General features: G+C 72.8%; 23 protein-coding genes. 12 read left to right on the top strand and 11 right to left on the bottom strand.

Annotation, left to right across the window (positions count from 1 at the left end; genetic code table 11):
- Nucleotide 1: 1 nt before the first annotated feature.
- Nucleotides 2-949, bottom strand: coding sequence for a deoxyribose-phosphate aldolase (gene deoC, locus ACFY6S_RS14215; protein ID WP_388817917.1), 948 nt, complete (start codon nucleotides 947-949; stop codon nucleotides 2-4).
- Between the two features lie 200 nt (nucleotides 950-1,149).
- Between deoC and ACFY6S_RS14210 the strand changes: the two genes are divergently transcribed.
- Nucleotides 1,150-1,776, top strand: a complete 627-nt coding sequence (locus ACFY6S_RS14210) for a PH domain-containing protein (protein WP_388815706.1) — start codon at nucleotides 1,150-1,152, stop codon at nucleotides 1,774-1,776.
- 72 nt (nucleotides 1,777-1,848) lie between these two features.
- Here the strand turns inward: ACFY6S_RS14210 and ACFY6S_RS14205 are convergent, their stop codons facing one another.
- The 3 genes from ACFY6S_RS14205 to ACFY6S_RS14195 form a co-directional block, all read right to left on the bottom strand.
- The gene (locus ACFY6S_RS14205) at nucleotides 1,849-3,519 is read right to left on the bottom strand and encodes a phospho-sugar mutase (RefSeq protein WP_388815703.1); all 1,671 of its coding nucleotides are present in this window, start codon (nucleotides 3,517-3,519) and stop codon (nucleotides 1,849-1,851) included.
- A gap of 127 nt (nucleotides 3,520-3,646) precedes the next feature.
- A complete protein-coding gene (locus ACFY6S_RS14200; protein ID WP_388815700.1) occupies nucleotides 3,647-4,477 on the bottom strand; it encodes a purine-nucleoside phosphorylase in 831 nt (276 codons plus the stop codon).
- Nucleotides 4,478-4,624: 147 nt separating this feature from the next.
- Complete coding sequence (locus tag ACFY6S_RS14195; RefSeq protein ID WP_114621718.1) at nucleotides 4,625-5,062, bottom strand: gamma-glutamylcyclotransferase; 438 nt, start codon at nucleotides 5,060-5,062, stop codon at nucleotides 4,625-4,627.
- A 268-nt stretch (nucleotides 5,063-5,330) separates the two neighbouring features.
- Here ACFY6S_RS14195 and ACFY6S_RS14190 point away from each other — a divergent pair, with 268 nt between their 5' ends.
- Together ACFY6S_RS14190 and ACFY6S_RS14185 are read left to right on the top strand one after the other, a co-directional pair.
- Complete coding sequence (locus tag ACFY6S_RS14190; RefSeq protein ID WP_388815696.1) at nucleotides 5,331-6,767, top strand: NAD(P)H-quinone dehydrogenase; 1,437 nt, start codon at nucleotides 5,331-5,333, stop codon at nucleotides 6,765-6,767.
- A 259-nt stretch (nucleotides 6,768-7,026) separates the two neighbouring features.
- Nucleotides 7,027-8,010: a DeoR/GlpR family DNA-binding transcription regulator gene (locus tag ACFY6S_RS14185; protein ID WP_388817915.1), complete on the top strand. Its 984-nt coding sequence runs from the start codon at nucleotides 7,027-7,029 to the stop codon at nucleotides 8,008-8,010.
- Between the two features lie 155 nt (nucleotides 8,011-8,165).
- Here ACFY6S_RS14185 and ACFY6S_RS14180 read toward each other — a convergent pair whose 3' ends face one another.
- Together ACFY6S_RS14180 and ACFY6S_RS14175 are read right to left on the bottom strand one after the other, a co-directional pair.
- The gene (locus ACFY6S_RS14180) at nucleotides 8,166-8,747 is read right to left on the bottom strand and encodes a TetR/AcrR family transcriptional regulator (protein WP_388815693.1); all 582 of its coding nucleotides are present in this window, start codon (nucleotides 8,745-8,747) and stop codon (nucleotides 8,166-8,168) included.
- 114 nt (nucleotides 8,748-8,861) lie between these two features.
- Nucleotides 8,862-10,613, bottom strand: coding sequence for an acetyl/propionyl/methylcrotonyl-CoA carboxylase subunit alpha (locus ACFY6S_RS14175; RefSeq protein WP_388815690.1), 1,752 nt, complete (start codon nucleotides 10,611-10,613; stop codon nucleotides 8,862-8,864).
- A gap of 348 nt (nucleotides 10,614-10,961) precedes the next feature.
- On the opposite strand from ACFY6S_RS14175, the gene ACFY6S_RS14170 reads away from it, so the two are divergent.
- Nucleotides 10,962-11,375 (top strand): hypothetical protein, encoded by a 414-nt coding sequence (locus tag ACFY6S_RS14170; RefSeq protein ID WP_388815687.1) that lies wholly within the window; start codon nucleotides 10,962-10,964, stop codon nucleotides 11,373-11,375.
- Nucleotides 11,376-11,403: 28 nt separating this feature from the next.
- Here the strand turns inward: ACFY6S_RS14170 and ACFY6S_RS14165 are convergent, their stop codons facing one another.
- The 4 genes from ACFY6S_RS14165 to ACFY6S_RS14150 form a co-directional block, all read right to left on the bottom strand.
- Nucleotides 11,404-12,018 (bottom strand): Maf family protein, encoded by a 615-nt coding sequence (locus ACFY6S_RS14165; protein WP_388815684.1) that lies wholly within the window; start codon nucleotides 12,016-12,018, stop codon nucleotides 11,404-11,406.
- A gap of 61 nt (nucleotides 12,019-12,079) precedes the next feature.
- Complete coding sequence (mmpB, locus tag ACFY6S_RS14160; protein ID WP_388815681.1) at nucleotides 12,080-12,208, bottom strand: morphogenic membrane protein MmpB; 129 nt, start codon at nucleotides 12,206-12,208, stop codon at nucleotides 12,080-12,082.
- An 83-nt stretch (nucleotides 12,209-12,291) separates the two neighbouring features.
- Nucleotides 12,292-12,504, bottom strand: a complete 213-nt coding sequence (locus ACFY6S_RS14155; RefSeq protein ID WP_388815678.1) for an acyl-CoA carboxylase epsilon subunit — start codon at nucleotides 12,502-12,504, stop codon at nucleotides 12,292-12,294.
- A 33-nt stretch (nucleotides 12,505-12,537) separates the two neighbouring features.
- Entirely contained in the window at nucleotides 12,538-14,160 is a 1,623-nt protein-coding gene (locus tag ACFY6S_RS14150; RefSeq protein WP_388815675.1) for an acyl-CoA carboxylase subunit beta, read from the bottom strand.
- A gap of 154 nt (nucleotides 14,161-14,314) precedes the next feature.
- Here ACFY6S_RS14150 and ACFY6S_RS14145 point away from each other — a divergent pair, with 154 nt between their 5' ends.
- The 5 genes from ACFY6S_RS14145 to hutH all read left to right on the top strand — a co-directional run bounded on the left by ACFY6S_RS14145 (nucleotide 14,315) and on the right by hutH (nucleotide 20,334).
- The gene (locus ACFY6S_RS14145) at nucleotides 14,315-15,175 is read left to right on the top strand and encodes a biotin--[acetyl-CoA-carboxylase] ligase (RefSeq protein ID WP_388815672.1); all 861 of its coding nucleotides are present in this window, start codon (nucleotides 14,315-14,317) and stop codon (nucleotides 15,173-15,175) included.
- A gap of 186 nt (nucleotides 15,176-15,361) precedes the next feature.
- Nucleotides 15,362-16,513, top strand: a complete 1,152-nt coding sequence (locus tag ACFY6S_RS14140) for an adenylate/guanylate cyclase domain-containing protein (protein WP_388815669.1) — start codon at nucleotides 15,362-15,364, stop codon at nucleotides 16,511-16,513.
- Between the two features lie 78 nt (nucleotides 16,514-16,591).
- A complete protein-coding gene (locus ACFY6S_RS14135) occupies nucleotides 16,592-17,401 on the top strand; it encodes an enoyl-CoA hydratase/isomerase family protein (RefSeq protein ID WP_388815666.1) in 810 nt (269 codons plus the stop codon).
- Between the two features lie 130 nt (nucleotides 17,402-17,531).
- Complete coding sequence (locus ACFY6S_RS14130; protein WP_388815663.1) at nucleotides 17,532-18,716, top strand: diguanylate cyclase domain-containing protein; 1,185 nt, start codon at nucleotides 17,532-17,534, stop codon at nucleotides 18,714-18,716.
- 76 nt (nucleotides 18,717-18,792) lie between these two features.
- On the top strand, nucleotides 18,793-20,334 hold the full coding sequence (hutH, locus tag ACFY6S_RS14125) for a histidine ammonia-lyase (RefSeq protein WP_388817913.1): 1,542 nt from the start codon (nucleotides 18,793-18,795) through the stop codon (nucleotides 20,332-20,334).
- Nucleotides 20,335-20,385: 51 nt separating this feature from the next.
- On the opposite strand, the gene ACFY6S_RS14120 is transcribed toward hutH, so the two are convergent.
- Nucleotides 20,386-20,739, bottom strand: a complete 354-nt coding sequence (locus tag ACFY6S_RS14120; RefSeq protein WP_388815661.1) for a hypothetical protein — start codon at nucleotides 20,737-20,739, stop codon at nucleotides 20,386-20,388.
- Nucleotides 20,740-20,846: 107 nt separating this feature from the next.
- Between ACFY6S_RS14120 and ACFY6S_RS14115 the strand changes: the two genes are divergently transcribed.
- The 3 genes from ACFY6S_RS14115 (at nucleotide 20,847) to ACFY6S_RS14105 (ending at nucleotide 24,391) form a co-directional block, all read left to right on the top strand.
- Nucleotides 20,847-21,272: a hypothetical protein gene (locus ACFY6S_RS14115; protein WP_388815658.1), complete on the top strand. Its 426-nt coding sequence runs from the start codon at nucleotides 20,847-20,849 to the stop codon at nucleotides 21,270-21,272.
- A 236-nt stretch (nucleotides 21,273-21,508) separates the two neighbouring features.
- The gene (locus ACFY6S_RS14110) at nucleotides 21,509-22,777 is read left to right on the top strand and encodes an Ig-like domain-containing protein (RefSeq protein WP_388817910.1); all 1,269 of its coding nucleotides are present in this window, start codon (nucleotides 21,509-21,511) and stop codon (nucleotides 22,775-22,777) included.
- Between the two features lie 120 nt (nucleotides 22,778-22,897).
- A complete protein-coding gene (locus tag ACFY6S_RS14105) occupies nucleotides 22,898-24,391 on the top strand; it encodes an ABC transporter permease (RefSeq protein ID WP_388815655.1) in 1,494 nt (497 codons plus the stop codon).
- Nucleotides 24,392-24,434 lie beyond the last annotated feature (43 nt).

The following is a 24,434-nucleotide window of genomic DNA, read 5'->3' as shown; positions in this document are numbered from 1 at the left end:
CTCAGTCCACCGTGACGTAATCGGGGCCGGAGTACCGGCCGGTGCTGAGCTTCTGACGCTGCATCAGCAGGTCGTTCAGCAGGCTGGAAGCGCCGAAGCGGAACCAGTGGTTGTCCAGCCAGTCCGCGCCGACGGTCTCGTTGACCAGCACCAGGAACTTGATCGCGTCCTTGGTCGAGCGGATGCCGCCGGCCGGCTTCACGCCGATCTGCACCCCGGTCAGCTCCCGGAAGTCGCGCACGGCCTCCAGCATGAGCAGGGTGTTGGCCGGGGTCGCGTTCACCCCGACCTTGCCGGTCGACGTCTTGATGAAGTCGGCTCCGGCGATCATGCCCAGCCAGGAGGCGCGGCGGATGTTGTCGTACGTGGACAGCTCACCGGTCTCGAAGATGACCTTGAGGCGGGCGGACCCGGCGGCCTCCTTCACGGCGCGGATCTCCTCGTACACCTTGAGGTAGTGGCCCGCGAGGAAGGCGCCGCGATCGATGACCATGTCGATCTCGTCGGCCCCCGCCGCCACGGCGTCCCGGGTGTCCGCGAGCTTCACTCCCAGCGCGGCGCGGCCGGCCGGGAACGCGGTCGCCACGGAGGCGACCTTCACGCCGGAGCCCGCCAGCGCCGCGACGGCCGTCCCGGCCATGTCCGGATAGACGCAGACGGCGGCCGTGGCCGGGGTGGTGCGGTCGGTCGGATCGGGGCGCACGGCCTTCGCGGAGAGCGCCCGGACCTTGCCCGGGGTGTCCGCGCCTTCCAGCGTCGTCAGGTCGATCATGGAGATGGCCAGATCGATGGCGTACGCCTTGGCCGTGGTCTTGATCGAGCGCGTGCCGAGCGACGCCGCGCGCGCCTCCAGGCCGACGGCGTCGACGCCGGGCAGCCCGTGGAGGAAACGGCGCAGTGTGCTGTCGGACGCGGTCACGTCAGCGAATGCGGGGGTGATGGTGGGCATGGTCACCAGATGAGCATATCTACGCGCGTAGCGGCGTGTACAGGGGGTGGCCGGTCACGGATACGGCTCGAAGCGGCGCGGGACGGACCCGGCCCGCGCCCGCTCCCCGCCCGGCTCCCGCATGACCTGCCACGGGTGTGACGGGTGGGACGGACGGGCGCTGTGCGGCCCTGTCGGAGCCGTACGGCAGAATCGACCCCATGACGAGTCCTGAGCCGCCCACCGCGCCGAGCCACGCCGATCGCGTCTACCGGTCGGCCGGCGGAATCGTGGGCGGCGGCCTGCTGCTCGTGATCGTCCTCTGGCTCGGGTGCGACGCGCTTTTCCGGGGCACCGGCCGCACCCCGTGGCTGGCGCTGGCCGGGATGCTGTGCGCCGTGCCGCTGCTCGTCGCCTTCACGCTGCGCCCGGCCGTCTTCGCCGACGCCGACCGGCTGCGCGTCCGCAATCCGTTCCGGCTGATCACGCTGCCCTGGGCCGCCGTCTCGACCGTGCGCGCCGAGTTCTCCTGCGAGGCGCTCACCGAGGACGGCCGGAAGTTCCAGCTGTGGGCGGTCCCGGTCTCCCTGCGCCAGCGCAAGCGGGCCAACCGCCGGAGCGACGCGGGCCGCCCCGGCGTCCGCCCCGGAGCGGGCGCCGGGACGGTGGACCAGCCGCACCTCGCCCAGGCCGACCGCACCGTCGCCGAGCTGCGCGACCTGGCCCAGCGCTCGGCCGCCCGCCCCGGCGCCCAGGGCGAGCCGGTGGTGCGCTGGGCGTACGAGGTCCTGGCGCCTTCGGCGGCGGGCCTCATCGTCCTGATCGTGCTGCTCCTGACCACGGGCTGACGCAGGGAGCGGGGGCCGGACGCGGGCCGGACGCGCGCCCCGACGCGACCGCCCGCCGCGTCGACTGCGGCCTCAGATGCCCGCCGCCTCCGCCAGGTCCCCCTTCAGCGAAGCGAGCAGCTCCGCGCCCGTGGCCCTGGCCGCCGCGAGGGCCGCCGCGCCCTCGACCGGGATCACGACCTCCAGATAGCACTTGAGCTTCGGCTCGGTGCCGCTGGGCCGCACGATCACCCGGGCGCGGTAGTCGCCCTCCAGGTGGTAGCGCAGGCCGTCCGTCGGGGGGAGCGTCTCCGTACCCCGGTTCAGATCCTCGGCCGAGACGACGCGCAGGCCCGCCAGCGTGGTCGGCGGCTGCTCGCGCAGGCGGCGCATCGCGTCCGCGATCAGCGACAGGTCCTCGACCCGCACCGACAGCTGGCCGGTGGCGTACAGACCGTGGGCGACGGCGAGGTCGTCCAGGAGATCGGTCAGCGTCCGGCCCCGCTCCTTCAGCTCCGAGGCCAGCTCGGCCACCGCCAGCGCCGCCGTGATGCCGTCCTTGTCGCGCACGCCCTCGGGGTCGACGCAGTAGCCGAGCGCCTCCTCGTACCCGTAGCGCAGTCCCTCGACCCGGGCGATCCACTTGAATCCGGTCAGGGTCTCCTCGTACCCGAGCCCAGCGGCTTCGGCGATCCGGCCCAGCAGCGAGGACGAGACGATCGACTCGGCGAAGACGCCCGTCGCCTTCCGGGAGACCAGATGCGCGGCCAGGAGCGCGCCCACCTCGTCGCCGGTGAGCATCCGCCAGCCGGCCCCGGAGTCCGCGTCGGGCACGGCCACCGCGCAGCGGTCGGCGTCCGGGTCGTTGGCGATGATCAGATCCGGGCCCACCCGGCGGGCGGTGGCGAAGGCCAGATCCATCGCACCCGGCTCCTCCGGGTTGGGGAAGGCGACCGTCGGGAACGCGGGGTCCGGCTCGGCCTGCTCCGGTACGGACACGGGCTCGGGGAACCCGGCGCGCGCGAAGGCCGCCAGGAGGGTCCGGGTACCGACGCCGTGCAGCGCGGTGTGGACGATCCGGGCGGTACGCGCGGAGCCCGGCGTCAGCGCCGCGTCCGTACGGGCCAGATACGCGGCCAGAACGTCGTCGCCGAGGATCTCCCAGCCGCCGTCGGGGCGCGCCACCGTGTCCAGCGCGCCCACCGCCGCGATCTCGGCCGCGATCCCGGCGTCGGCGGGCGGCACGATCTGGGAACCGTCGCCGAGATAGACCTTGTAGCCGTTGTCCCGGGGCGGGTTGTGGCTCGCGGTGACCTCCACCCCCGCCACCGCGCCGAGGTGGCGTACGGCGAAGGCCAGGACGGGGGTCGGCAGCGGCACCGGGAGCACGGCGGCGCGCAGGCCGGCGCCGGTCATCACGGCGGCGGTGTCCCGGGCGAAGTCCGCGGACTTGTAGCGGGCGTCGTAGCCGATCACGACCAGCCCGTCGCCGTCCCCCCGCGCCCGGAGATACGCGGCGAGCCCCGCCGCCGCCCGGATGACGACGGCGCGGTTCATCCGCATCGGACCCGCGCCCAGTTCGCCGCGCAGGCCCGCCGTACCGAACTGGAGCGTGCCCGAGAACCGGTCGGCCAGGGCGGCCAGGTCCCCGGCGTCGATGAGCGCGCCGAGTTCGGCGCGGGTCTCCGCGTCCGGGTCCTCGCCGTGCCAGGCCCTGGCCCGCGCGAGGAGATCCCGCTGTGCCGTCGTCACGTCCTGCTCCACGATGGGTACCTCCTTGCGCCGCCTGCCGGCCGGCGCTTCTGCGGCGGCGGTGGCCGCTCGTCGACTGGGTTGCTCGGTGGGTGGTGGCCGCCGGGGCGCCCGGCCGGGTGGCCGGGCGCGCCCGGGGTCAGACGCGTTCCAGCACCCGGGCCAGCAGGGAGCCCATCTGGGTCGCCGAGTCGCGGCCGGCCTGGAGGACCTCCTCGTGGTTGAGGGGCTCGCCGGAGATGCCCGCCGCCAGGTTCGTCACCAGCGAGATGCCGAGGACCTCGGCGCCCGCCTCGCGGGCCGCGATGGCCTCCAGGACGGTGGACATGCCGACCAGGTCACCGCCCATCGCGCGGACCATGTTGATCTCGGCGGGGGTCTCGTAGTGCGGGCCGGGGAACTGGACGTACACCCCCTCTTCGAGGGCCGGGTCGATCTCCTTGCACAGCGCGCGCAGCCGGCGCGAGTAGAGGTCCGTGAGGTCCACGAAGTTCGCGCCGACGATCGGCGAGACGGCCGTCAGGTTGATGTGGTCGCTGATCAGCACGGGCTGGCCGGGGCGCATGCCCTCGCGCAGCCCGCCGCAGCCGTTGGTCAGCACGATGGTCTTGCAGCCGGCGGCGACCGCGGTGCGGACGCCGTGCGCGACGGCGGAGACGCCGCGGCCCTCGTAGTAGTGCGTACGGCCCAGGAAGACCAGCGCGCGCTTCTCGGCGATCCGGTACGAGCGGATCCGGCCGCCGTGGCCGGCCACGGCCGGCGGCGGGAAGCCCGGCAGCTCGGTCACCGGGAAGTCCGCCTCGGGCTCGCCGAGGGCCTCCGCGGCGGGCGCCCAGCCGGAGCCCATCACCAGGGCGATGTCATGCGTCTCGGCACCGGTCAGCTCGCGCAGCCGCGTGGCGGCGGCGTCGGCGGCGGCGAGGGGGTCGGCAGGTCCTTCGGCGTTGGCCGGGATAACAGATGCGTTCACGCGGATGAGGGTAGCCGGTCCGGCCCTACGCGCGTAGATGATGTGACGAATGGTCTGGACATCGTTGCCTTGTCGTTTCCGGCGGAGGGTTCCGCCGCGGGGGACGAAACGGGTGAAAGGGGCGACCGGGGGCCGGGCGCGCCGCTCTCAGCAGGGGCGCTTGCGCAGTTCCATCACGTAGTCGTGCGGAGCCCCGGCCGATTCCGCCGCGTCGGCCAGCTCGCCGAGATAACGCGCGGAGGGAAGGCCGCCCTCGTACCCGTTCAGGACGTACAGCCAGGTCGGCTCCTCGCCGTCCAGGGTGTGCACCCGCACCCGCATACGGCGGTATATGTCGAGCCCGACGCCCTCCCAGCGGTCCATGGAGTCCTCGTCCATGGGGGCGATGTCGTACAGCGCGACGAACACCTGGGAACGCGGCGCCTCGACGATCGTGACCAGCGCTCCCTCCCAGCCCATCTGCTCGCCGCCGAAGGTGAGCCGCCAGCCGTTGAGCCAGCCGGTGCCGCGCAGCGGAGAGTGCGGGGCGCGGCGGGACATCAGCCGCGCGTCGAGGTTGCCGGCGTACGCGGCGTAGAGCGACATGGGGTCGAGGGTACGGGAGGTACGGGCGAGACCGCCGATGAGTCCGCCCCGGCGACCACCCGGACGGGGCGGCGGGGCCCGACCCGGCGAGCGGCGCCGGCCGGGGGCGGGCAGGTCAGGCGGCCGGTGCCCGGATGGAGGGCCCCGGAGCGAAGCCGCTTGGCGCGTGCGGGACAATGGAGTACGTACTGCATCCCCCGGGGACACCCCCGGAACCCCGGCCGGGGTGGCAGACGGGCCGGGTTGACAACGCGAGGCGGACTTTTTCGTGACCCGGATCGTGATCATCGGCGGCGGACCCGGCGGCTACGAGGCGGCCCTGGTGGGCGCCCAGCTCGGCGCGGAGGTGACCGTCGTCGACTGCGACGGGCTCGGCGGCGCCTCGGTGCTCACCGACTGCGTACCGTCGAAGACCCTCATCGCGACGGCCGAGGTGATGACCACCTTCGACTCCTCCTACGAGGAACTGGGCATCATCGTCGCCGACGACACGCCCTCGGAGAAGAGTGCCCGCGTCGTCGGCGTCGACCTCGGCAAGGTCAACCGACGGGTCAAGCGCCTCGCGCTCGCCCAGTCCCACGACATCACCGCCTCCGTCACCCGGGCCGGTGCCCGGGTGCTGCGCGGCCGCGGCCGGCTCGACGGGCGCCAGGCCGTGGACGGCTCGCGCCAGGTGATCGTGACCGCCGCCGACGGCAGCGAGGAAGCGCTCACCGCCGACGCCGTGCTGATCGCCACCGGCGGCCACCCGCGCGAGATCCCGGACGCCCAGCCGGACGGCGAACGCATCCTGAACTGGACGCAGGTGTACGACCTGGACGAGCTGCCGGAGGAGCTGATCGTGGTCGGCTCCGGCGTCACCGGCGCCGAGTTCGCCGGCGCGTACCAGGCGCTGGGCTCCCGGGTCACGCTCGTCTCCTCCCGCGACCGGGTGCTGCCCGGCGAGGACCCGGACGCCGCTGCCGTGCTGGAGGACGTCTTCCGGCGGCGCGGCATGAACGTGATGTCCCGCTCCCGGGCCGAATCCGCCAAGCGCGTGGGCGACCGCGTCGAGGTCACCCTCTCCGACGGCCGGACCATCTCCGGCACCCACTGCCTGATGGCCGTCGGCGCCATCCCCAACACGGCCGGCATGGGCCTGGAGGAGGCCGGGGTCCTCGTCAAGGACTCGGGCCACATCAAGACCGACCGGGTCTCCCGCACCTCCGCCCCCGGCGTCTATGCCGCGGGCGACGTCACGGGCGTCTTCGCGCTCGCCTCGGTCGCCGCCATGCAGGGCCGGATCGCGATGTACCACTTCCTCGGCGACGCGGTGGCGCCGCTCAACCTCAAGACCGTCTCGGCGAACGTCTTCACCGACCCGGAGATCGCCACCGTCGGCTACAGCCAGGCGGACATCGACAACGGCAAGATCGACGCCCGCGTCGTCAAGCTCCCGCTGCTGCGCAACCCGCGCGCGAAGATGCAGGGCATCCGGGACGGCTTCGTCAAGATCTTCGCCCGCCCGGGCACCGGCATCGTGGTCGGCGGCGTGGTCGTCGCGCCCCGCGCGAGCGAGCTGATCCACCCCATCGCGCTCGCCGTCGACAACAGCCTGACGGTCGAGCAGATCGCCAAGGCGTTCACCGTGTACCCGTCGCTGTCGGGATCGATCGCCGAGGTGGCACGGCAGTTGCACACGCGGAAGTCGGCGGACGAGATCTGACGGCCCGGCCGCGGCGGCGCGTTCGCACCCCGGCCCCGCCGCCGCGCCCTGCCCGTTTCGGGCCCGCTCTGTGCCCGTTCCCGCGTGGAAAGCCCTTTCTCCGTGGGCCGGTTCGAGCGGATCGGGCGGCTTCATACCATCCTGCGCGCCCGTCCGTGCGCAACTTCTGTTATTCGCCGCAAACTGCTGATAGCAGACGGTCATTGGCGTTACTGTCAGTTTCGTGTTCGCTGCAGAACGTCGCCAATTGATCCTCGAAATGGTGCGAGCCAACGGAGCCGTTTCGCTCCGTGAGCTTGCCCGTGTCGTCCAGACCTCCGAAGTGACCGTACGGCGGGACGTGCGGGCGCTGGAGGCAGAAGGACTCCTCGACCGCCGGCACGGCGGTGCGGTACTGCCGGGTGGATTCACGCGAGAGTCCGGCTTTCCGCAAAAGTCCCATCTCGCAACGGCGGAGAAGACCGCCATCGCCGACCTCGCCGCGAGCTTCGTGGAGGAGGGCGAGGCCGTGGTCGTCGGCGCCGGTACGACCACGCAGGAGCTGGCCCGCCGGCTCGCCAGGATCCCCGGGCTGACCGTCGTCACCAACTCCCTGCTGGTCGCCCAGGCGCTGGCGCACGCCAACCGCGTCGAGGTCGTCATGACCGGCGGCACGCTGCGCGGCTCCAACTACGCGCTGGTCGGCAGCGGGGCGGAACAGTCCCTACAGGGCCTGCGCGTCACCCGCGCGTTCCTCTCCGGGAGCGGGCTGACCGCCGAACGGGGCCTGTCCACCTCCAACATGCTCTCGGCGAGCGTCGACCGGGCGCTGGTACAGGCGGCCGCGGAGGTCGTCGTGCTCGCCGACCACACGAAGCTCGGCACCGACACGATGTTCCAGACCGTGCCGACGGACCTGATCAGCCGGCTCGTGACCGACGAGCCGCCGGCCCACGACGAACGCGCGGCGACGGAACTTCAGGCCCTGGCCGACCAGGGCGTACGGGTCTCGGTCGCGGCCGGGGCGGCCGGCGGAGCCGGCGGGGCGGGCGGCGCCGGAACCCTCGGCTCCGAGGCGGTCCCGCCGGGCAGCCGGAGCCGCCGCGACGTGCCGCTGCCGGGGCAGCGCCGTACGCACGCGCCGGGGCCGGGATCCGGACCGGGCGGCGCGCCCGGCGGCGGGCCGGGCCTGCGCAGCGCGCCGCCGTTGACGCAGCAGGAGCCGGGGGAGCGGGCGCGGGTGGCGGACTTGCGGCGACGCTGAGGGTGGTGTGGGGGTGCGAGGTGGGGGCGGCGGTGGGTGGTGGTGCGGGTCCGCCGTGGTGGTGCGGGGGCCGGGGGCTCCGGACCCCACCCGCACCTGAGCACCGGCCCCCGCCGACAACTCGCCGCACCCCGCCGCCGCCAGGCGGCCCCGCGTCAGGCCCGTAGGCCCGTCAGTGTCAGCTTCAGCAGGCGCGGCGCCAAGTCCGGGTCCGTCGGGGACTGTTCCGCCGCCAGGGCGATCGCGTTGGTGAGCTGCATCAGGTCGGTGATGGACACATCGGCGCGCACGTGGCCGGATTCCTGCGCGCGGGCGAGCAGACGGGCGCCCGCCGCGCGGAGGGGGACGCTGCACTGAGTGAGTGCCGAACTGGTGTCGTGGGTAGCGGACATGAGGGCGCGTGAGACGCCTCGGTACTCACCCGCATGGATGATGATGGCGCCCAGCCAGTCGACCAGCGCACCGCACGGTTCGGCCGCCTCCGCCAGCTCCCGGGAGCGCTCCAGCAGGGCAGCAAGCGCTTCCTGGAAGACGGCGTTCATGAGGGCCTGCCGGTTCGGGAAGTGGCGGTACAGCGTGCCGATGCCGACTCCGGCCCGGCGGGCGATGTCTTCGAGGGAGGCGTCCGTGCCGTGCTCGGAGAAGCTCAGGCGGGCCTGGGCGAGCAGCCGGTCGTAGTTGCGGCGGGCGTCGGCGCGCTTGGGCCGGGGGGTGGCCGGTGCGGTACTGCTCGTCATGGCTCGGTCCTCTCTGTCGCCGCGCTGGGTGGCGTCAAGGATGCCACCGGCGTCGCGCGAAGGCCCCGCCCGGTCCACCGGGCGGGGCCTTCGAAGGCGCGGGCGGGCGGGACGTCAGTCCTTGATCTCGCAGATGGTGGCGCCGGAGGTGAGCGAGGCGCCGACCTCGGCGGCGAGGCCCTTGACGGTGCCGGAGCGGTGGGCGTTGAGGGGCTGTTCCATCTTCATGGCTTCGAGGACGACGATGAGGTCGCCCTCCTTGACCTCCTGGCCCTCCTCGACCGCGACCTTGACGATCGTGCCCTGCATGGGCGAGGCGAGGGTGTCGCCGGAGGCGCCGGAGGCGGACTTCCGGGCGGCGCGGCGCTTGGGCTTGGCGCCGGCGGCGAGGCCGGTGCGGGCCAGGGACATGCCGAGGCTGACGGGGAGGGAGACTTCGAGGCGCTTGCCGCCGACCTCGACCACGATGGTCTCGCGGCCGGACTCGTCCTCGTCCGCGTCGCCGGGGACCGTGAAGGGCGGGACGTCGTTGACGAACTCGGTCTCGATCCAGCGGGTGTGGATCGTGAACGGGTCGGAGGTGAAGGCCGGGTCGGTGACGACCTTGCGGTGGAAGGGGAGGGCCGTGGCCATGCCTTCGACCGTGAACTCGTCGAGGGCGCGGGACGCCCGCTGGAGGGCCTGTTCGCGGGTGGCGCCGGTGACGATCAGCTTGGCCAGCAGGGAGTCCCAGGCCGGGCCGATCACGGAGCCGGACTCGACGCCCGCGTCGAGGCGGACACCGGGGCCGGAGGGCGGGGCGAAGGAGGTGACCGTGCCGGGGGCGGGCAGGAAGCCGCGGCCCGGGTCCTCGCCGTTGATGCGGAACTCGAAGGAGTGACCGCGCACGACGGGGTCCCCGTACCCCAGCTCCTCGCCGTCGGCGATGCGGAACATCTCGCGCACCAGGTCGAGGCCGGTGACCTCTTCGGTGACGGGATGTTCCACCTGGAGGCGGGTGTTGACCTCAAGGAAGGAGATGGTGCCGTCGGTGCCGACGAGGAACTCGACGGTGCCGGCGCCGACGTAGCCGGCTTCGCGCAGGATGGCCTTCGAGGCGGCGTACAGCTCGGCGTTCTGCTCCTCGGAGAGGAACGGCGCGGGGGCCTCTTCGACCAGCTTCTGGTGGCGGCGCTGGAGGGAGCAGTCGCGGGTGGAGACGACCACGACATTGCCGTGGGAGTCGGCCAGGCACTGCGTCTCGACGTGCCGGGGCTTGTCGAGGTAGCGCTCCACGAAGCACTCGCCGCGTCCGAAGGAGACGACGGCCTCGCGGACGGCCGAGTCGTACAGCTCCGGGACCTCTTCGAGGGTACGGGCGACCTTCAGGCCGCGTCCGCCGCCGCCGAAGGCGGCCTTGATGGCGATCGGCAGGCCGTGCTGCTCGGCGAAGGCGACGACCTCGTCGGCGCCCGAGACCGGGTCGGGCGTACCGGCCACCAGCGGGGCGCCGGCGCGCTGGGCGATGTGGCGGGCGGCGACCTTGTCGCCCAGGTCGCGGATGGCCTGCGGCGGCGGGCCGATCCAGGTCAGGCCCGCGTCCAGGACGGCCTGGGCGAATTCGGCGTTCTCGGACAGGAAGCCGTAACCGGGGTGGATCGCGTCCGCCCCCGAGTCCTTGGCCGCCTGGAGCACCTTGGCCATGTCCAGGTAGCTGGCCGCCGGGGTGTCACCGCCCAGGGCGAACGCCTCGTCCGCCGCGCGGACATGCAGGGCATCCCGGTCGGGCTCGGCGTAGACGGCTACGCTCACGATCCCGGCGTCCCGGCAGGCACGGGCAACGCGGACTGCGATTTCGCCTCGGTTGGCGATGAGCACCTTGCGCACGATGGCTCCCTCCTTGAAAAAAGCTGAGTTTAGGGACTGCCGACACGCCCTTTCGGCTTGTCCCTCATGGTGACGTCGCCCACATGGAGCGCGATGAGAGCCGCGCCCACATCGTGAAATCCCTTGTGACACCACGGTACGCCGGGATCCCCCGTCGCACAGTAGCGCTCGAATGTGCTCCAGCTCTCTGTCCGAGTGCCCCTCGCCGGATCACGAATCTTTGTGGAGTCCCTACGAATGGCGGAACGGTTCTTTGCCCCGCCCCCGGCTCTTGCCGCGCCGTTTACCGATGAGTAGCGTTCCTGGTGACGATCGTACTGGCGGTAACAGGGGGAGCGGGTGGGCACCGTGGGGCGCAGACCACTGGCGTGGGTGGCCGCGATCGTGCTGCTGCTGGAGGGCGTTGGCACGGTCCTCGTCAACGGCGTGCTGGCCACCGTCGTCGGCAACCAGCGGATGTCGCTGGGCGGCCTCGACCCCGGTGCCGTGTCCGTCGGGACCTGGGTGACGGGCGGGGTCCTCGGCCTCTACCTCGCCCTGTGCGCCGTGCTGCTGGCGCGTACGGCGCTGCGGGACCGGGCGCCGGGGCGCGTGGGCCGGATTCTGCTCATCACCTGCGCGGTCGCCCACGGGGTGCTGGCCGCGTTGGCGGTGGGGCTGGTCGGGTGGGACGCCTTCGCGTTCATGATGGTCGTGGCCGGGCTGCTGGTGCTGATACTGATCGAGTACGAGCCCGGCCGGCGGCCCGCCGCCCCGGCCTGAGCCCAACCCGCCACGCGGTGGCCGGGGTTCAGACCCACAGGTCGGTGATGGCCACCCCGTGCTCGCCGAGGAGGCGGCGCAGCAGCGGCAGCGACAGCCCGATGACGTTGCCGTGGTCGCCCTCGATGGAGTCCACGAACGGTGCCGAACGGCCGTCGAGGGTGAAGGCGCCCGCGACATGGAGCGGTTCGCCGGAGGCGACGTACGCGGCGATCTCGGCGTCCGTCGGCTCCCCGAAGCGGACGGTGGTGGAGGCGGTCTCGCCGGCCCGGCGGCCGGTGGCGGTGTCGATCACGCAGTGGCCGGTGCGCAGGACGCCCGTACGCCCGCGCATCGACTTCCAGCGGGCGGTGGCCTCCTCGGCGTCGGCGGGCTTGCCGAGCGCCTCGCCGTCGAGTTCGAGCACGGAGTCGCAGCCGATGACGAGGGCGCCCGCGGTCTCGGGGCGCGCGGCCACGGCGGTGGCCTTGGCCTCGGCCAGCACGAGCGCGAGCGCGGAGGGGGTCGCGGCGCTCAGCGCGTCCTCGTCGACCCCGCTGACGATCACCTCGGGGGCGAGCCCGGCCTGCCGGAGCAGCCCCAGGCGGGCGGGGGAGGCGGAGGCGAGGACGAGGCGGCGGCGCTGATCGGTCATGCGGGCCATGGTAAGTCGGCCGCGCCTGAGCCCGTGCCCGCGGCCACCCCGTGCCCGCGGGGAGCGTGGATCAGGGGAGGCCGAGCACGATCATCGCCAGGATCACGGCGAGGGCGATCAGCACGCCCACGCGCCGCATCATGAACTGCGCGTCGCGCATGTCCTTGGGGGGCTGATCCTCCGGGTCCGACCACAACATGTCATCGATCCTCCGGCCGGCGGGGCGGCGGCGCCTGAGTACGTGTACTCATCCCGTACCCCCGCCGCGACGGCCGGGCCGGGCTACCCCGGCCAGTAGGTGCGGGACCACGCGCCCGGTCCCGGGCTCGGCAGACCGCGCCGGGCGATACGGGCCGGGGCGGACCACCGGGCCGCCGGCGCGGGTGGCGGCCCGGCCGGAGCCGCCTCCCGCGCCGCCGCGTGCGCCGCCCTGACCACGGCGAGGGCCGCGGCCAACTCCTCGGGGGTCGGGTTGCCCCGTACGACCTTGATCATGAGCTGCTCCTTCCGGGCCCGCGCGGACAGGGCCTACAGCGGGATGTTGCCGTGCTTCTTCGGAGGCAGGCTTTCCCGCTTCGTCCGCAGTTGACGCAGCCCCCGCACCACCTGGGCCCGGGTCTCCGACGGCATGATCACCGCGTCGACGTAGCCCCGCTCGGCCGCCACGTACGGGTTGAGCAGGGTGTCCTCGTACTCCTGGATCAGCTCAGCGCGCCTGGTCTCCTGCGCGGCCCCGTCCCCGGCGGCGGCGATCGTGCGCCGGTGCAGGATGTTCACCGCGCCCTGCGCCCCCATCACGGCGATCTGCGCCGTCGGCCAGGCCACGTTGAGGTCGGCGCCCAGGTGCTTGGAGCCCATCACGTCGTACGCGCCGCCGAACGCCTTCCGGGTGATCACCGTGATCAGCGGGACCGTGGCCTCGGCGTACGCGTAGATCAGCTTGGCGCCGCGCCGGATGATCCCGCCGTACTCCTGGTCCACCCCCGGCAGGAAGCCCGGCACGTCCACGAAGGTGAGCACCGGGATGTTGAAGGCGTCGCAGGTGCGGACGAACCGCGCGGCCTTCTCCGAGGCGTTGATGTCCAGACAACCCGCGAACTGCATCGGCTGGTTGGCGACGATCCCCACCGGGAAGCCCTCGACCCGGCCGAAGCCCGTGATGATGTTCGGCGCGAACAGCGCCTGCGTCTCCAGGAATTCGCCGTCGTCCAGGACGTGCTCGATCGCCGTGTGCATGTCGTACGGCTGGTTCGCCGAGTCCGGGATCAGCGTGTCCAGCTCCAGGTCCTCGGCGCCCGGCGCGAGGTCGGCCTCCTCGGGGAAGGCGGGCGGCTCGGAGAGGTTGTTCGAGGGCAGGTAGGAGAGCAGCGACTTGACGTACTCGACGGCGTCCTTCTCGTCCCCCGCCAGGTGGTGCGCCACACCGGACGTCGTGTTGTGCGTGCGCGCTCCGCCCAGCTCCTCGAAACCCACGTCCTCACCCGTCACCGTCTTGATGACATCGGGACCCGTGATGAACATGTGCGAGGTCTGATCGACCATCACCGTGAAGTCGGTGATCGCGGGCGAGTACACCGCCCCGCCCGCGCACGGGCCCACGATCAGGCTGATCTGCGGGACGACGCCCGAGGCGTGCACGTTGCGGCGGAAGATCTCCGCGAACAGCCCGAGCGCGGCCACGCCCTCCTGGATCCGGGCGCCGCCGCCGTCGTTGATCCCGATGATCGGGCAGCCGGTCTTCAGCGCGAAGTCCATGACCTTCACGATCTTCTCGCCGTAGACCTCGCCGAGCGAGCCGCCGAAGATCGTGAAGTCCTGTGAGTACACGCAGACCGGACGGCCGTCGACCGTGCCGTAACCGGTCACGACACCGTCCCCGTACGGGCGGTTCCGCTCGATGCCGAAGTTGGTGGAGCGGTGCCTCGCGAACTCGTCCAGCTCCACGAAGGAGCCCTCGTCGAGCAGGAGATCGACCCGCTCGCGCGCGGTCAGTCTGCCCTTGGCGTGCTGCTTCTCCACGGCGCGCGCGGAACCGGCGTGCGTGGCCTCCTCGACGCGGCGCCGGAAATCCGCGATCTTTCCGGCCGTGGTGTGCGGTGCGGCTGTTCCGGTTGGGGTTGCGGTTCCCTGGGTGCTTTCCGGCTCGGACATCGGGATGCGGCTCCCTGCGGGGTCACGGATGCGGGTGCGGGCGGATCGGGGTCTGGCGGTGGATCGGGTGTGGGCGCGGATGCTACTGATCCGTAGGGTATCCGCGCGGATACCGATCCGCGGTGCGGTGTTTCCCACACTTAGGGTGGCTTGCATGATGGAGCCCGATGCCCCGGCCGGCCGCTGGTCCGACCTCGAACGCCCCCCGCTCAACGCCCGCGCGCTGCGCCGCGGACTCGTCGTGCCGGGCGGGCTGTGGACCTCGCTCGACGTGGTCGCCGCGACCGGGTCCACCAACTCCGATCTCGCGGCGCTCGCCGCGGGGGGCGCCGCCGAGGGCGCGGTGCTCGTCGCGGAGGAGCAGACCGAGGGGCGCGGCCGGCTCGACCGGCGGTGGTCGGCCCCGGCGCGCTCCGGGATCTTCTTCTCCGTCCTGCTCAGGCCCGGCCCGGACGTGCCCGTCGAGCGCCTCGGCTGGCTGCCGCTGCTCACCGGCGTGGCCGTGGCGACCGGGCTGGCCCGCGCCGCCGGGGTGGACACCGCCCTGAAGTGGCCCAACGACCTGCTCGTCACCGTGGACGGCGAGGAACGCAAGGCCGGCGGGATTCTCGCGGAACGGGCCGGGGACGACGCGGTGATCGTGGGCGTCGGCGTCAATGTCTCGCTGCGCGCCGCCGAACTGCCCGTACCCACCGCCGGTTCGCTCGCCCTCGCCGACGCGGTCTCCCTCGACCGCGACACCCTGCTGCGGGCGGTGCTCCGCTCGCTGGAGCGCTGGTACGGCGAGTGGCGAGCGGCCGGCGGCGACCCGGCGTTCTCCGGGCTCCAGGAGGCGTACGCGGCGGGGTGCGCGACGCTCGGCCGGACGGTACGGGCGGAGCTGCCCGGGGACCGCGCGCTGACCGGCGAGGCGGTCGCGGTCGACGGCGACGGCCGGCTGGTCCTGCGGACGGCGGACGGCACGCGCCACCCGGTGGGCGCGGGCGACGTGGTGCACGTGCGGGGCGCGGGCTGAGGGCGGTGGCCGGGCGCAAACCGGAACGGGGCGCTCCGGTGACCGGGCGGCGCGGCCGGTCGTACGCCCGGGGCGCTGACCGGGACGGACGGGCGATACGTGAGCCAGGGCACATCTGCCGTATCGTTGAGGCGGTCCACGACAGATCGGTAGGGCAGTGCGCAGGGAACGGGCAGGAGGCGGCTGGTGACCGTCGATGATTCGGCTTCCGGCGAGGACGCGTCGCCGCCGCCGGACCCCTCGGTTCACCCGAGCCCGCACCACGTCGTCGACCACACGGCCGAGCCGACCGACGATCCGCTGGCCATCCGGCTCGAACAGCTGATCCTCGGTGCCGAGCGCCGCTACACGCCCTTCCAGGCCGCCCGTACGGCCGGTGTCTCGATGGACCTGGCGTCCCGCTTCTGGCGGGCGATGGGCTTCGCCGACGTGGGCCAGGCCAGGGCCTTCACCGAGGCGGACGTACTGGCGCTGCGGAGGCTGTCCGGTCTGGTGGAGGCGGGGCTGCTGAGCGAGCCGATGGCGATCCAGGTGGCCAGGTCGACGGGGCAGACCACCGCCCGGCTGGCGGAGTGGCAGATCGACTCCTTCCTCTCCGGGCTCATCGAGCCGCCCGAGCCGGGGATGACGCGCACCGAGGTCACCTATCCGCTGGTGGAGCTGCTCCTCCCGGAGCTGGAGGAGTTCCTCGTCTATGTGTGGCGGCGCCAGCTCGCCGCCGCCACCGGGCGCGTCGTCCAGGCGGCGGACGACGACGAGATGGTGGACCGCAGGCTCGCCGTGGGCTTCGCCGACCTCGTCGGCTTCACCCGGCTGACCCGCCGGCTGGAGGAGGAGGAGCTGGGCGAGCTGGTCGAGGCGTTCGAGACGACCTGCGCCGACCTCGTCGCCGCGCACGGCGGCCGGCTCATCAAGACCCTCGGCGACGAGGTGCTGTACGCGGCGGACGACGCCGGTACGGCGGCCGAGATCGCGCTGCGGCTGATAGAGACCATGACGCACGACGAGACGATGCCGGCGCTGCGCGTCGGCATCGCGTTCGGCACGGTCACCACGCGGATGGGCGACGTCTTCGGCACGACGGTGAACCTCGCGAGCCGGCTGACGTCGATAGCGCCCAAGGACACGGTCCTGGTCGACGGCGCGTTCGCCGAGGAGCTGATCCGTACCGGCGACGTCCCGGCCTCGGAGTCGGGGGCCGCCGAGGCCGCCGCGCGGGCCGAGAAGGAGGGCACGCCGCCGCCCGGGTACCGCTTCGGGCTCCAGCCGATGTGGCAGCGTCCGGTGCGCGGGCTCGGCGTCGTCGAGCCATGGCTCCTGGGACGGCGCACCACCTAGGAGTTCGGCGGCAGGCCCTAGGATCACCCCCGGTGAACCGTCGTTAACGTCAGCAGCGTCAACCGGGAGGGTGCGGTCATGAGCGAGGCCGATCAGCGATTCGGGGAACACGTCGTCGTACGGCGGCACGGGCCGGGCGGCCGGGTCGCGGAGCTGGTCCTCGACCGGCCCGCGGCGATGAACGCGGTGTCCTCGGCGATGGCCCGTTCCATCGGCGCCGCGTGCGCGGCGCTGGGCGCGGACCGGGAGGTACGGGTGACGGTGCTGACCTCCACCCACCCCCGCGCCTTCTGTGTCGGCGCCGACCTCAAGGAGCGGAACTCCCTCAGCGACGCCGAGCTGGTGCGTCAGCGCCCGGTCGCGCGGGGCGCGTACGCCGGCGTGCTGGAGCTGCCGATGCCCACGGTCGCGGCCGTCCACGGCTACGCGCTGGGCGGCGGCTACGAGCTGGCGCTCGCCTGCGACCTGATCGTGGCCGACCCGACGGCGGTGGTCGGGCTGCCCGAGGTGTCGGTCGGGGTGATCCCCGGTGGTGGCGGTACCCAGCTGCTGCCGCGCCGGGTCGGGGCCGCGCGCGCCGCCGAGCTGGTGTTCACCGCGCGGCGGGTGGCGGCGGCCGAGGCCGCCGGACTCGGTCTGGTCGACCTGCTGGTGGCCGAGGGGGACGACCGGGACGAGGCGCTCGCGCTGGCCGCCCGTATCGCCGCGAACTCGCCCGTGGGCCTGCGCGCCGCCAAGCGCGCGCTGCGGCTCGGGCACGGCCTGGACCTGCGGGCCGGCCTGGAGGTGGAGGACGCGGCGTGGTGGTCCGTGGCCTTCTCGGGGGACCGGGCCGAGGGCGTCGCGGCGTTCAACGAGAAGCGCGCGCCGGACTGGCCCGGGGAGTGAGGGACGCGGCGGCCGGGCCCGGCCCGGCCGCCGCGTGAGCGGCCCGCTGGACCGTCTTCCGGGTCAACTCACGCTGACTGCCGTTCGCTCCAGTGGATCAAATCACCTCAAATCACCTTAAGGTGGAGTGATGGGAGTGGATGGGCGACTGCGCGCCATAGTGGCACTGTCCCAGGCGATGGCCGCGGCCCCGGTGGCCCGCGACGCCTGGCTGGCGGCGGCCCGGGGGGCGTGCGAGGCGCTCGGGGGGAGTTTCGCGGCGCTGTCGCTGTGGGAGCGGGACCTCGGGCGGCTCAAGGTGCTGGTGAACGCGGGGGAGCGGGTGGCCGGGGAGGAGGAGTTCCCCGAGGACGAGGCGTACCCCGTCCACCACTTCCCCGAGATCGCGGAGTTCCCGCACGAGCGGTGGACGGGCGGCGGGGCGAAGGCGTGGGTGGCGACGGCGGACGGCGGCCCGGCCGGCGGCGTCACGGGTACGGCGGCGGACGCCGGCCGCTGCCACCGGCGCGTCGCGGCGCTGCGGCGGCGGGGCCGGGGCTGCTGCGTGGTGGCCCCGATCGTGCTGCACGGGCGGGCCTGGGGCGAGCTGTATGTGGCCCGGCCGCGCGACGCCCCGCTGTTCGACGCGGAGGACGCGGACTTCGCCACCGTCATCGCGTCCGTGGTGGCGGCCGGGATCGCCCAGACGGAGCGGCTGGAAGAGGTCCGCAGGCTGGCCTTCACCGATCCGCTGACCGGGCTGGCCAACCGGCGGGCGGTCGACGCGCGGCTGGACGAGGCGATCGGCAGCCATCGGGACGAGGGGGCCGTCGTCAGCCTGGTCGTCTGCGACCTCAACGGCCTCAAGAAGGTCAACGACACCCATGGGCACGCCGTCGGCGACCGGCTGCTGGAACGATTCGGCTCGCTGCTGTCGGTCTGTGGCGCCCGGCTGCCCGGCGCGCTGGCGGCCCGTCTCGGCGGCGACGAGTTCTGCCTGCTGACCGTGGGGCCCGAGGCGGACGACGTGATCGCGGTGGCCGGTGAAGTCTGTTCGCGGTCGGCCGAGTTGGAGCTGGGCGAGGGCGTGGCCTGCGGTATCGCGTCCACCGGCGACCCGATCGGGGAGGTCCGTTCGGCCCGCCGCCTGTTCCGGCTGGCCGACGCGGCGCAGTACCGCGCGAAGGCGGCGCGGTCGCGGGAGCCGGTGGTGGCGGGGCGCGACGGCGCGGTGATCCGCCTGGCGGACGCGCCCGCGCCGCCGTCCGGCGACCGCCGCCGCTTCCGCGACGCGCCGCCGCCCCCCGACCCGCCCGCGTCGCCGTCCTCCGCGTAGAGGTGGCTCGTTCCCGTGGGGGCGCCTCTCGCTAGTGACACCTAGCGATACAGTCCGTACGCTCCTGAATATGGATATGCATACTGTCGTGGTGGGGGCGTCGGGGACGACGGCCGAGGACGTCATCGCCGTGGCCCGGGGGCACGCCCGGGTGGAACTCTCCGCCGAGGCCCTCGCCGCGCTCGCCGCCGCGCGCGAGGTCGTCGAGGCGCTGGTGGCCAAGCCGGAGCCGGTGTACGGCGTCTCCACCGGGTTCGGGGCCCTCGCCTCCCGGCACATCGGGCCCGAGCTGCGGGGGCGGCTCCAGCGCAATATCGTGCGGTCGCACGCCGCTGGGATGGGCCCCCGCGTCGAGCGCGAGGTGGTGCGGGCGCTGATGTTCCTGCGCCTGAAGACCCTGGCGTCGGGGCACACCGGGGTACGGCCGGATGTCGCGCGGACCATGGCGGACGTCCTGAACGCCGGAATCACCCCGGTCGTCCACGAGTTCGGCTCCCTCGGCTGCTCCGGCGACCTCGCGCCGCTCGCGCACTGCGCGCTGACCCTGATGGGGGAGGGCGAGGCCGAGGGGCCCGGCGGCGAGATCGCGCCCGCCGGTGAGCTGCTCGCCGCGCACGGCATCGAGCCCGTCGAGCTGCGCGAGAAGGAGGGGCTGGCGCTGCTCAACGGCACGGACGGCATGCTCGGCATGCTGATCATGGCCCTGGCGGACCTGCACCGGCTCTACACCTCGGCCGACATCACCGCCGCGCTCACCCTGGAGGCCCTGCTCGGCACGGACAAGGTCCTCGCCCCCGAGCTGCACGCCATCAGGCCGCACCCCGGCCAGGGCGCCAGCGCCGACAACATGCTGCGGGTGCTCGCCGGGTCCGGGCTGACCGGCCACTTCAAGGCCGGTGCCGACCTCCGGGTGCAGGACGCCTACTCCGTGCGCTGCGCCCCGCAGGTCGCGGGCGCGGGCCGGGACACGCTGGCGTACGCCCGGCTCGTGGCCGACCGGGAGCTGGCCTCGGCGGTGGACAACCCGGTGGTGCTGCCCGACGGCCGGGTGGAGTCCAACGGCAACTTCCACGGCGCCCCGGTGGCGTACGTCCTGGACTTCCTCGCCATCGTCGCCGCCGACCTCGGGTCCATCGCTGAGCGCCGTACCGACCGGCTGCTGGACAAGGACCGTTCGCACGGGCTGCCGCCGTTCCTCGCCGACGACGCCGGCGTGGACTCCGGCCTGATGATCGCCCAGTACACCCAGGCCGCGCTGGTCAGCGAGATGAAGCGGCTCGCCGCCCCGGCCTCGGTCGACTCGATCCCGTCCTCCGCGATGCAGGAGGACCATGTCTCGATGGGCTGGTCGGCCGCGCGCAAGCTCCGTACCGCCGTCGACAATCTGACCCGGATCGTCGCCGTCGAGCTGTACGCGGCGACGCGCGCGATCGAGCTGCGCGAGGAGCTGACGCCCGCGCCCGCCTCCCGGGCCGTCATCGACGCGCTGCGCGCCACGGGCGTGGCGGGGCCGGGGCCCGACCGGTTCCTGGCGCCCGACCTCGCGGGGGCGGACGCCTTCGTACGGTCGGGGGCGCTGGTCGCCGCCGTGGAGCCGGTCACCGGTCCGCTCGCGTAAAGCGCGTCGGGCGCGGGAGCGGTGGGGCCCGTCCCGCCCGTACGGTCCGGGTCAGACCGTGCGGGCGCCTCTGCGCACCGAGTACGCGACGAAGCCCGCGCCGATCCCCAGGCAGACGGTCCCGCCGACGACGTACGGCGTGGTCTCCACGCTGCCCGTGTCGGCGAGGACCGGTCGCGCGGGGCTCGCGCCGCCGGGCGTCCCGGACTCCTCGTCACTCTCCAGAGCGATGCTGTTCCGGACCCCCGTGTGCCGGAGGTTCTGTACTGATGACGCGGACTGCTCCTGCCCGCCGGTCCGCCCGCTCGTGTCGCTCGTGGCTTTCGCGGAAGGCACGAACCACAGCGCGCAGAGCAGGGTTCCGGCGGCGGTCGCCGTCAGCAGTGGCCGGCGTGCGACGGACACGTGATCGATCCCCTTTGGACAACGCCGAATTGGCTGAGTGCGCTGATGCTAGTGAAAGCAGCGGGTCGCGGGAAATCGCGGGGGCCGGGAGCCATACGCTCCGTCGTATGAGCACTTCTGAGACATCACGATATGTACGGCTGCGGGTGGAATTGGTGCTGGAGGTGGCCGACGCCGAGCGGCTGAGCGCCGCCGCCCTCGATCGCGTGGCCGCCGACGAGACCCTGCCCGACGACGAGCGGACGCATGCCCGCGCGGCGGTACGGGACGACGGGGCGGAGGCCCTGGCGTATCTGGTGGAGCCGTTCGACCTGGTCAAGGACGTTCCGGGGATCGAACTCGCGCAGGCGTCCTGGACCAGCGAGCTGATCGACTACGACCCGGACGCGCTGGAGTGGGACCTCGACGACGAGGACGACGACGAGGAGGCCGGCGGGGAGGACCAGGACGCCGGTGACGGGCCGGGAATCGATGGGTCCGCGCAGGTCACGGCCGTGGGCGAGGCCGGCGGGGTGGGGGCTGGTCGGGGGTAGCGCCCGGGCATGACACTCTGGTGATACCGACCGGTGCGAGGGCCGCCCCCTCGAACGCGGGTCGGTTCGAGCCCCGGGACCGCGACAGCCGACGGGCCGGGGCTCGCCCGCGCCCGCGCGTTATTCCGTACCGCATTCCCCGGGACGAGTGGTGTTCGCCACACAATCGGTCCAGGTGGAACCGGACGAACCACCACGGGTGTTCTTAAAGGTTATCGGCAGGGTAAGCGGCGATGATGGAGAAGCGTGTGATGACGGACAGCAAGCGGCGCAAGAGCCTGATGGCCGCGTCCGCGGTGCTCGGCGGCGTTCTGGTGCTCTCGGCGTGCGGTGGCGGCGGAGACAAGTCGGGCGCCGACGGCTCGTCGAGCTCCTCGTCGCAGGCGGAGGCGGACGCGGCCGCCGCCAAGCAGACCTCCGAGGCCCAGATAGCCATCGCGCCGAAGAACGGCGCGAAGAACGTCGGGATCAACAACGACGCCAAGGTCACCGTCGCCAAGGGCACCCTCACCGAGGTCACGATGACCACCGCCGACGGCACCGACGTCAAGGGCACCCTCTCCGACGACGCCAAGAGCTGGCAGCCGGACGCCCAGCTCGAACGCTCCACCGTCTACAAGATCGCCGCGACCGCCAAGGACGCCAAGAACCTCAAGTCGGTCGCGAACTCGTCCTTCACCACCGTCTCGCCCGCCAACAGCTTCATCGGGAACTTCACCCCCGAGGACGGCTCCACGGTCGGCGTCGGCATGCCCGTCTCGATCAACTTCAACAAGGCGATCACCGACAAGAAGGCGGTCCAGGACGGCGTCACCGTCACGTCGAGCAGCGGCCAGGAAGTCGTCGGCCACTGGTTCAACTCCCAGCGCCTCGACCTGCGCCCCGACCAGTACTGGCAGGCCGGCTCCACGGTCACCCTCAAGCTCGCCCTGGACGGCGTCGAGGGCGCCGACGGCGTCTACGGCGTCCAGGAGAAGACGGTCACCTTCAAGATCGGCCGCGCGCAGGTCAGCACGGTGGACGCCAAGGCCCACACCATGACCGTCACCCGCGACGGCCAGACGATCAAGACCATCCCGATCTCCGCCGGTTCCCCCGACAACACGACCTACAACGGCCAGATGGTGATCTCCGAGAAGTTCAAGGAGACCCGGATGAACGGCGCGACGGTCGGCTTCACCGACGACGACGGCAAGGGCGAGTACGACATCAAGGACGTCCCGCACGCCATGCGGCTGTCCAACTCCGGCACCTTCCTGCACGGCAACTACTGGGGCGCCAAGTCGATCTTCGGCTCCGCCAACACCAGCCACGGCTGTGTGGGCCTCTCGGACACCAAGGGCGCCAACGACCCCAACACCCCCGCCGCGTGGTTCTACGACAACTCGATGATCGGTGACGTCGTCATCGTCAAGAACTCCGACGACAAGACCATCCAGCCGGACAACGGCCTCAACGGCTGGAACCTGAGCTGGGCCGACTGGAAGGCCGGCTCGGAAGCCTGACCCCTCGGAACGTCCTGACCGGCGGCGGCACCCCTCGCGGTGCCGCCGCCGTGCGCGTTCTCATCCAGCTCTCACGCCGGCCTTAACTCCTCATCACGACGGGCGCCTAATTTCACGCCCATGTTCTTCACCTATCTCAGGCGCGAGCTGCGCCGTCGCAGAAAGGCGGCGCTCGTCGTCGCCTCGGGGCTCGCCCTGGGAATCGCCCTCGTCATCGTCGTCAGTTCCGTCTCCTCCGGCATGAGCCGGGCCCAGGACCAGGTCCTCCAGTCGCTGTACGGCCTCGGCACCGACATGACCGTCACCAAGGCCGCGACCCCGCCCGGCGAGAGCGGTACGACGGGCCGGCCCCGCTTCGAGTTCGACGCCAAGGACGACGACGACTCGGACGCCGAGCAGAGCAGCGACCGCGTCATGGTGCAGGGCTTCCAGACCCTGGCCTCCTCGACCGTCACCAAGGTCGCGGACCAGAGCGGCGTCTCCGACGCGGTCGGCGGACTGAGCCTGACCGTGCTCAAGGTCAACGGTGAGTTCAAGCGCGGCGAGTTCAGCCAGGAAGGCCGGCAGCAGGGCGGCGGAGGCGGCGGGCCGGGCGGCGGCTCCGGCGGTACGGGCGGCTCCGGCGGTGAAGTCCGGGGCGGCGGTGCGTCGTTCGACGTCGACTCGTACACCGTCTACGGCACGGATGTCACCGCGCCCGCCCTCGGCCCGCTGACCTCCTCCAAACTCACCAAGGGCCGCACGTTCAAGACCACCGAGACCGACGCGGCGGTCGCCGTCGTCGACAGCGCGTACGCCAAGGAGAAGAGTCTCGCGGTCGGCAAGACCGTGACCGTCTCCAAGACGAAGTTCACCATCGTCGGGATCGCCACCGCCGACAGCGGCGACGCGGCGGCCAACCTCTACATCCCGCTCAAGAAGGCCCAGACCCTGGCCGACTCCAAGAACAAGGTCACCACGGTCTACGTCAAGGCCGCCGACTCGCAGCAGATCGACAGCGTCAAGGCCACCATCCAGAAGAACATCTCGGGCACCACCGTCACCACCTCCGCCGACCTCGCGGACACCGTCTCCGGCTCCCTGTCCACCGCCTCCGACCTCGCCGCCAACGTGGGCAAGTGGCTCTCCGTCGCCGTCCTCGTCGCGGCCTTCCTGGTGGCGGGGCTGCTCACCTCCTCGGCGGTCAGCCGCCGGGTACGGGAGTTCGGCACGCTCAAGGCGCTCGGCTGGACGAGCGGCCGGGTCACCCGGCAGGTCGTCGGCGAGGCGCTCGTCAACGGACTGCTCGGCGGGGTGCTCGGGATCGCGCTGGGCCTCGCCGGCGCCTATCTCGTCACCGCCATCAGCCCGACCCTCACCGCGCAGATCGGCTCCTCCGGCGGCGGCGGTGGCGGCGGCTTCGGTGGCGGCGGTGGTGGTCCCATGGGCGGCGGCGGGGCCGGCCGGCAGAGCGCCGCCAAGGCCCTCGACATCGCCCTCACCGCGCCCGTCTCGCTCACCACGATCGGCGTCGCCGTCGCGCTCGCCGTGGCCGGTGGCCTGATCGCGGGCGGGTTCGGCGGCTGGCGGGCCTCGCGGCTGCGCCCGGCCGACGCGCTGCGCCGCGTCGAGTGACCGCGCGCGCCCACGTCGTCCCGTACAGCCTTTCGCACCGTAG

Source organism: Streptomyces sp. NPDC012835 (assembly GCF_042900885.1).
GTDB lineage: Bacteria > Actinomycetota > Actinomycetes > Streptomycetales > Streptomycetaceae > Streptomyces.
Note: the sequence above shows the minus strand (reverse complement) of the source record. Positions and strands in the feature narration are given on the sequence as shown.

What these genes read in the sequence shown, in the direction of transcription:
- ACFY6S_RS14105 (WP_388815655.1), top strand. Translation starts at nt 22,898, where the DNA reads ATGTTCTTCACCTATCTCAGGCGCGAGCTGCGCCGTCGCAGAAAGGCG.
- ACFY6S_RS14180 (WP_388815693.1), bottom strand. Translation starts at nt 8,747, where the DNA reads ATGACGAGCAGTACCGCACCGGCCACCCCCCGGCCCAAGCGCGCCGAC.
- ACFY6S_RS14115 (WP_388815658.1), top strand. Translation starts at nt 20,847, where the DNA reads ATGAGCACTTCTGAGACATCACGATATGTACGGCTGCGGGTGGAATTG.
- ACFY6S_RS14185 (WP_388817915.1), top strand. Translation starts at nt 7,027, where the DNA reads ATGGTGCGAGCCAACGGAGCCGTTTCGCTCCGTGAGCTTGCCCGTGTC.
- deoC (WP_388817917.1), bottom strand. Translation starts at nt 949, where the DNA reads ATGCCCACCATCACCCCCGCATTCGCTGACGTGACCGCGTCCGACAGC.
- hutH (WP_388817913.1), top strand. Translation starts at nt 18,793, where the DNA reads ATGCATACTGTCGTGGTGGGGGCGTCGGGGACGACGGCCGAGGACGTC.
- ACFY6S_RS14130 (WP_388815663.1), top strand. Translation starts at nt 17,532, where the DNA reads ATGGGAGTGGATGGGCGACTGCGCGCCATAGTGGCACTGTCCCAGGCG.
- ACFY6S_RS14195 (WP_114621718.1), bottom strand. Translation starts at nt 5,062, where the DNA reads ATGTCGCTCTACGCCGCGTACGCCGGCAACCTCGACGCGCGGCTGATG.
- ACFY6S_RS14155 (WP_388815678.1), bottom strand. Translation starts at nt 12,504, where the DNA reads ATGATCAAGGTCGTACGGGGCAACCCGACCCCCGAGGAGTTGGCCGCG.
- ACFY6S_RS14210 (WP_388815706.1), top strand. Translation starts at nt 1,150, where the DNA reads ATGACGAGTCCTGAGCCGCCCACCGCGCCGAGCCACGCCGATCGCGTC.
- ACFY6S_RS14145 (WP_388815672.1), top strand. Translation starts at nt 14,315, where the DNA reads ATGATGGAGCCCGATGCCCCGGCCGGCCGCTGGTCCGACCTCGAACGC.
- ACFY6S_RS14110 (WP_388817910.1), top strand. Translation starts at nt 21,509, where the DNA reads ATGGAGAAGCGTGTGATGACGGACAGCAAGCGGCGCAAGAGCCTGATG.
- ACFY6S_RS14135 (WP_388815666.1), top strand. Translation starts at nt 16,592, where the DNA reads ATGAGCGAGGCCGATCAGCGATTCGGGGAACACGTCGTCGTACGGCGG.
- mmpB (WP_388815681.1), bottom strand. Translation starts at nt 12,208, where the DNA reads ATGTTGTGGTCGGACCCGGAGGATCAGCCCCCCAAGGACATGCGCGAC.
- ACFY6S_RS14150 (WP_388815675.1), bottom strand. Translation starts at nt 14,160, where the DNA reads ATGTCCGAGCCGGAAAGCACCCAGGGAACCGCAACCCCAACCGGAACA.
- ACFY6S_RS14165 (WP_388815684.1), bottom strand. Translation starts at nt 12,018, where the DNA reads ATGGCCCGCATGACCGATCAGCGCCGCCGCCTCGTCCTCGCCTCCGCC.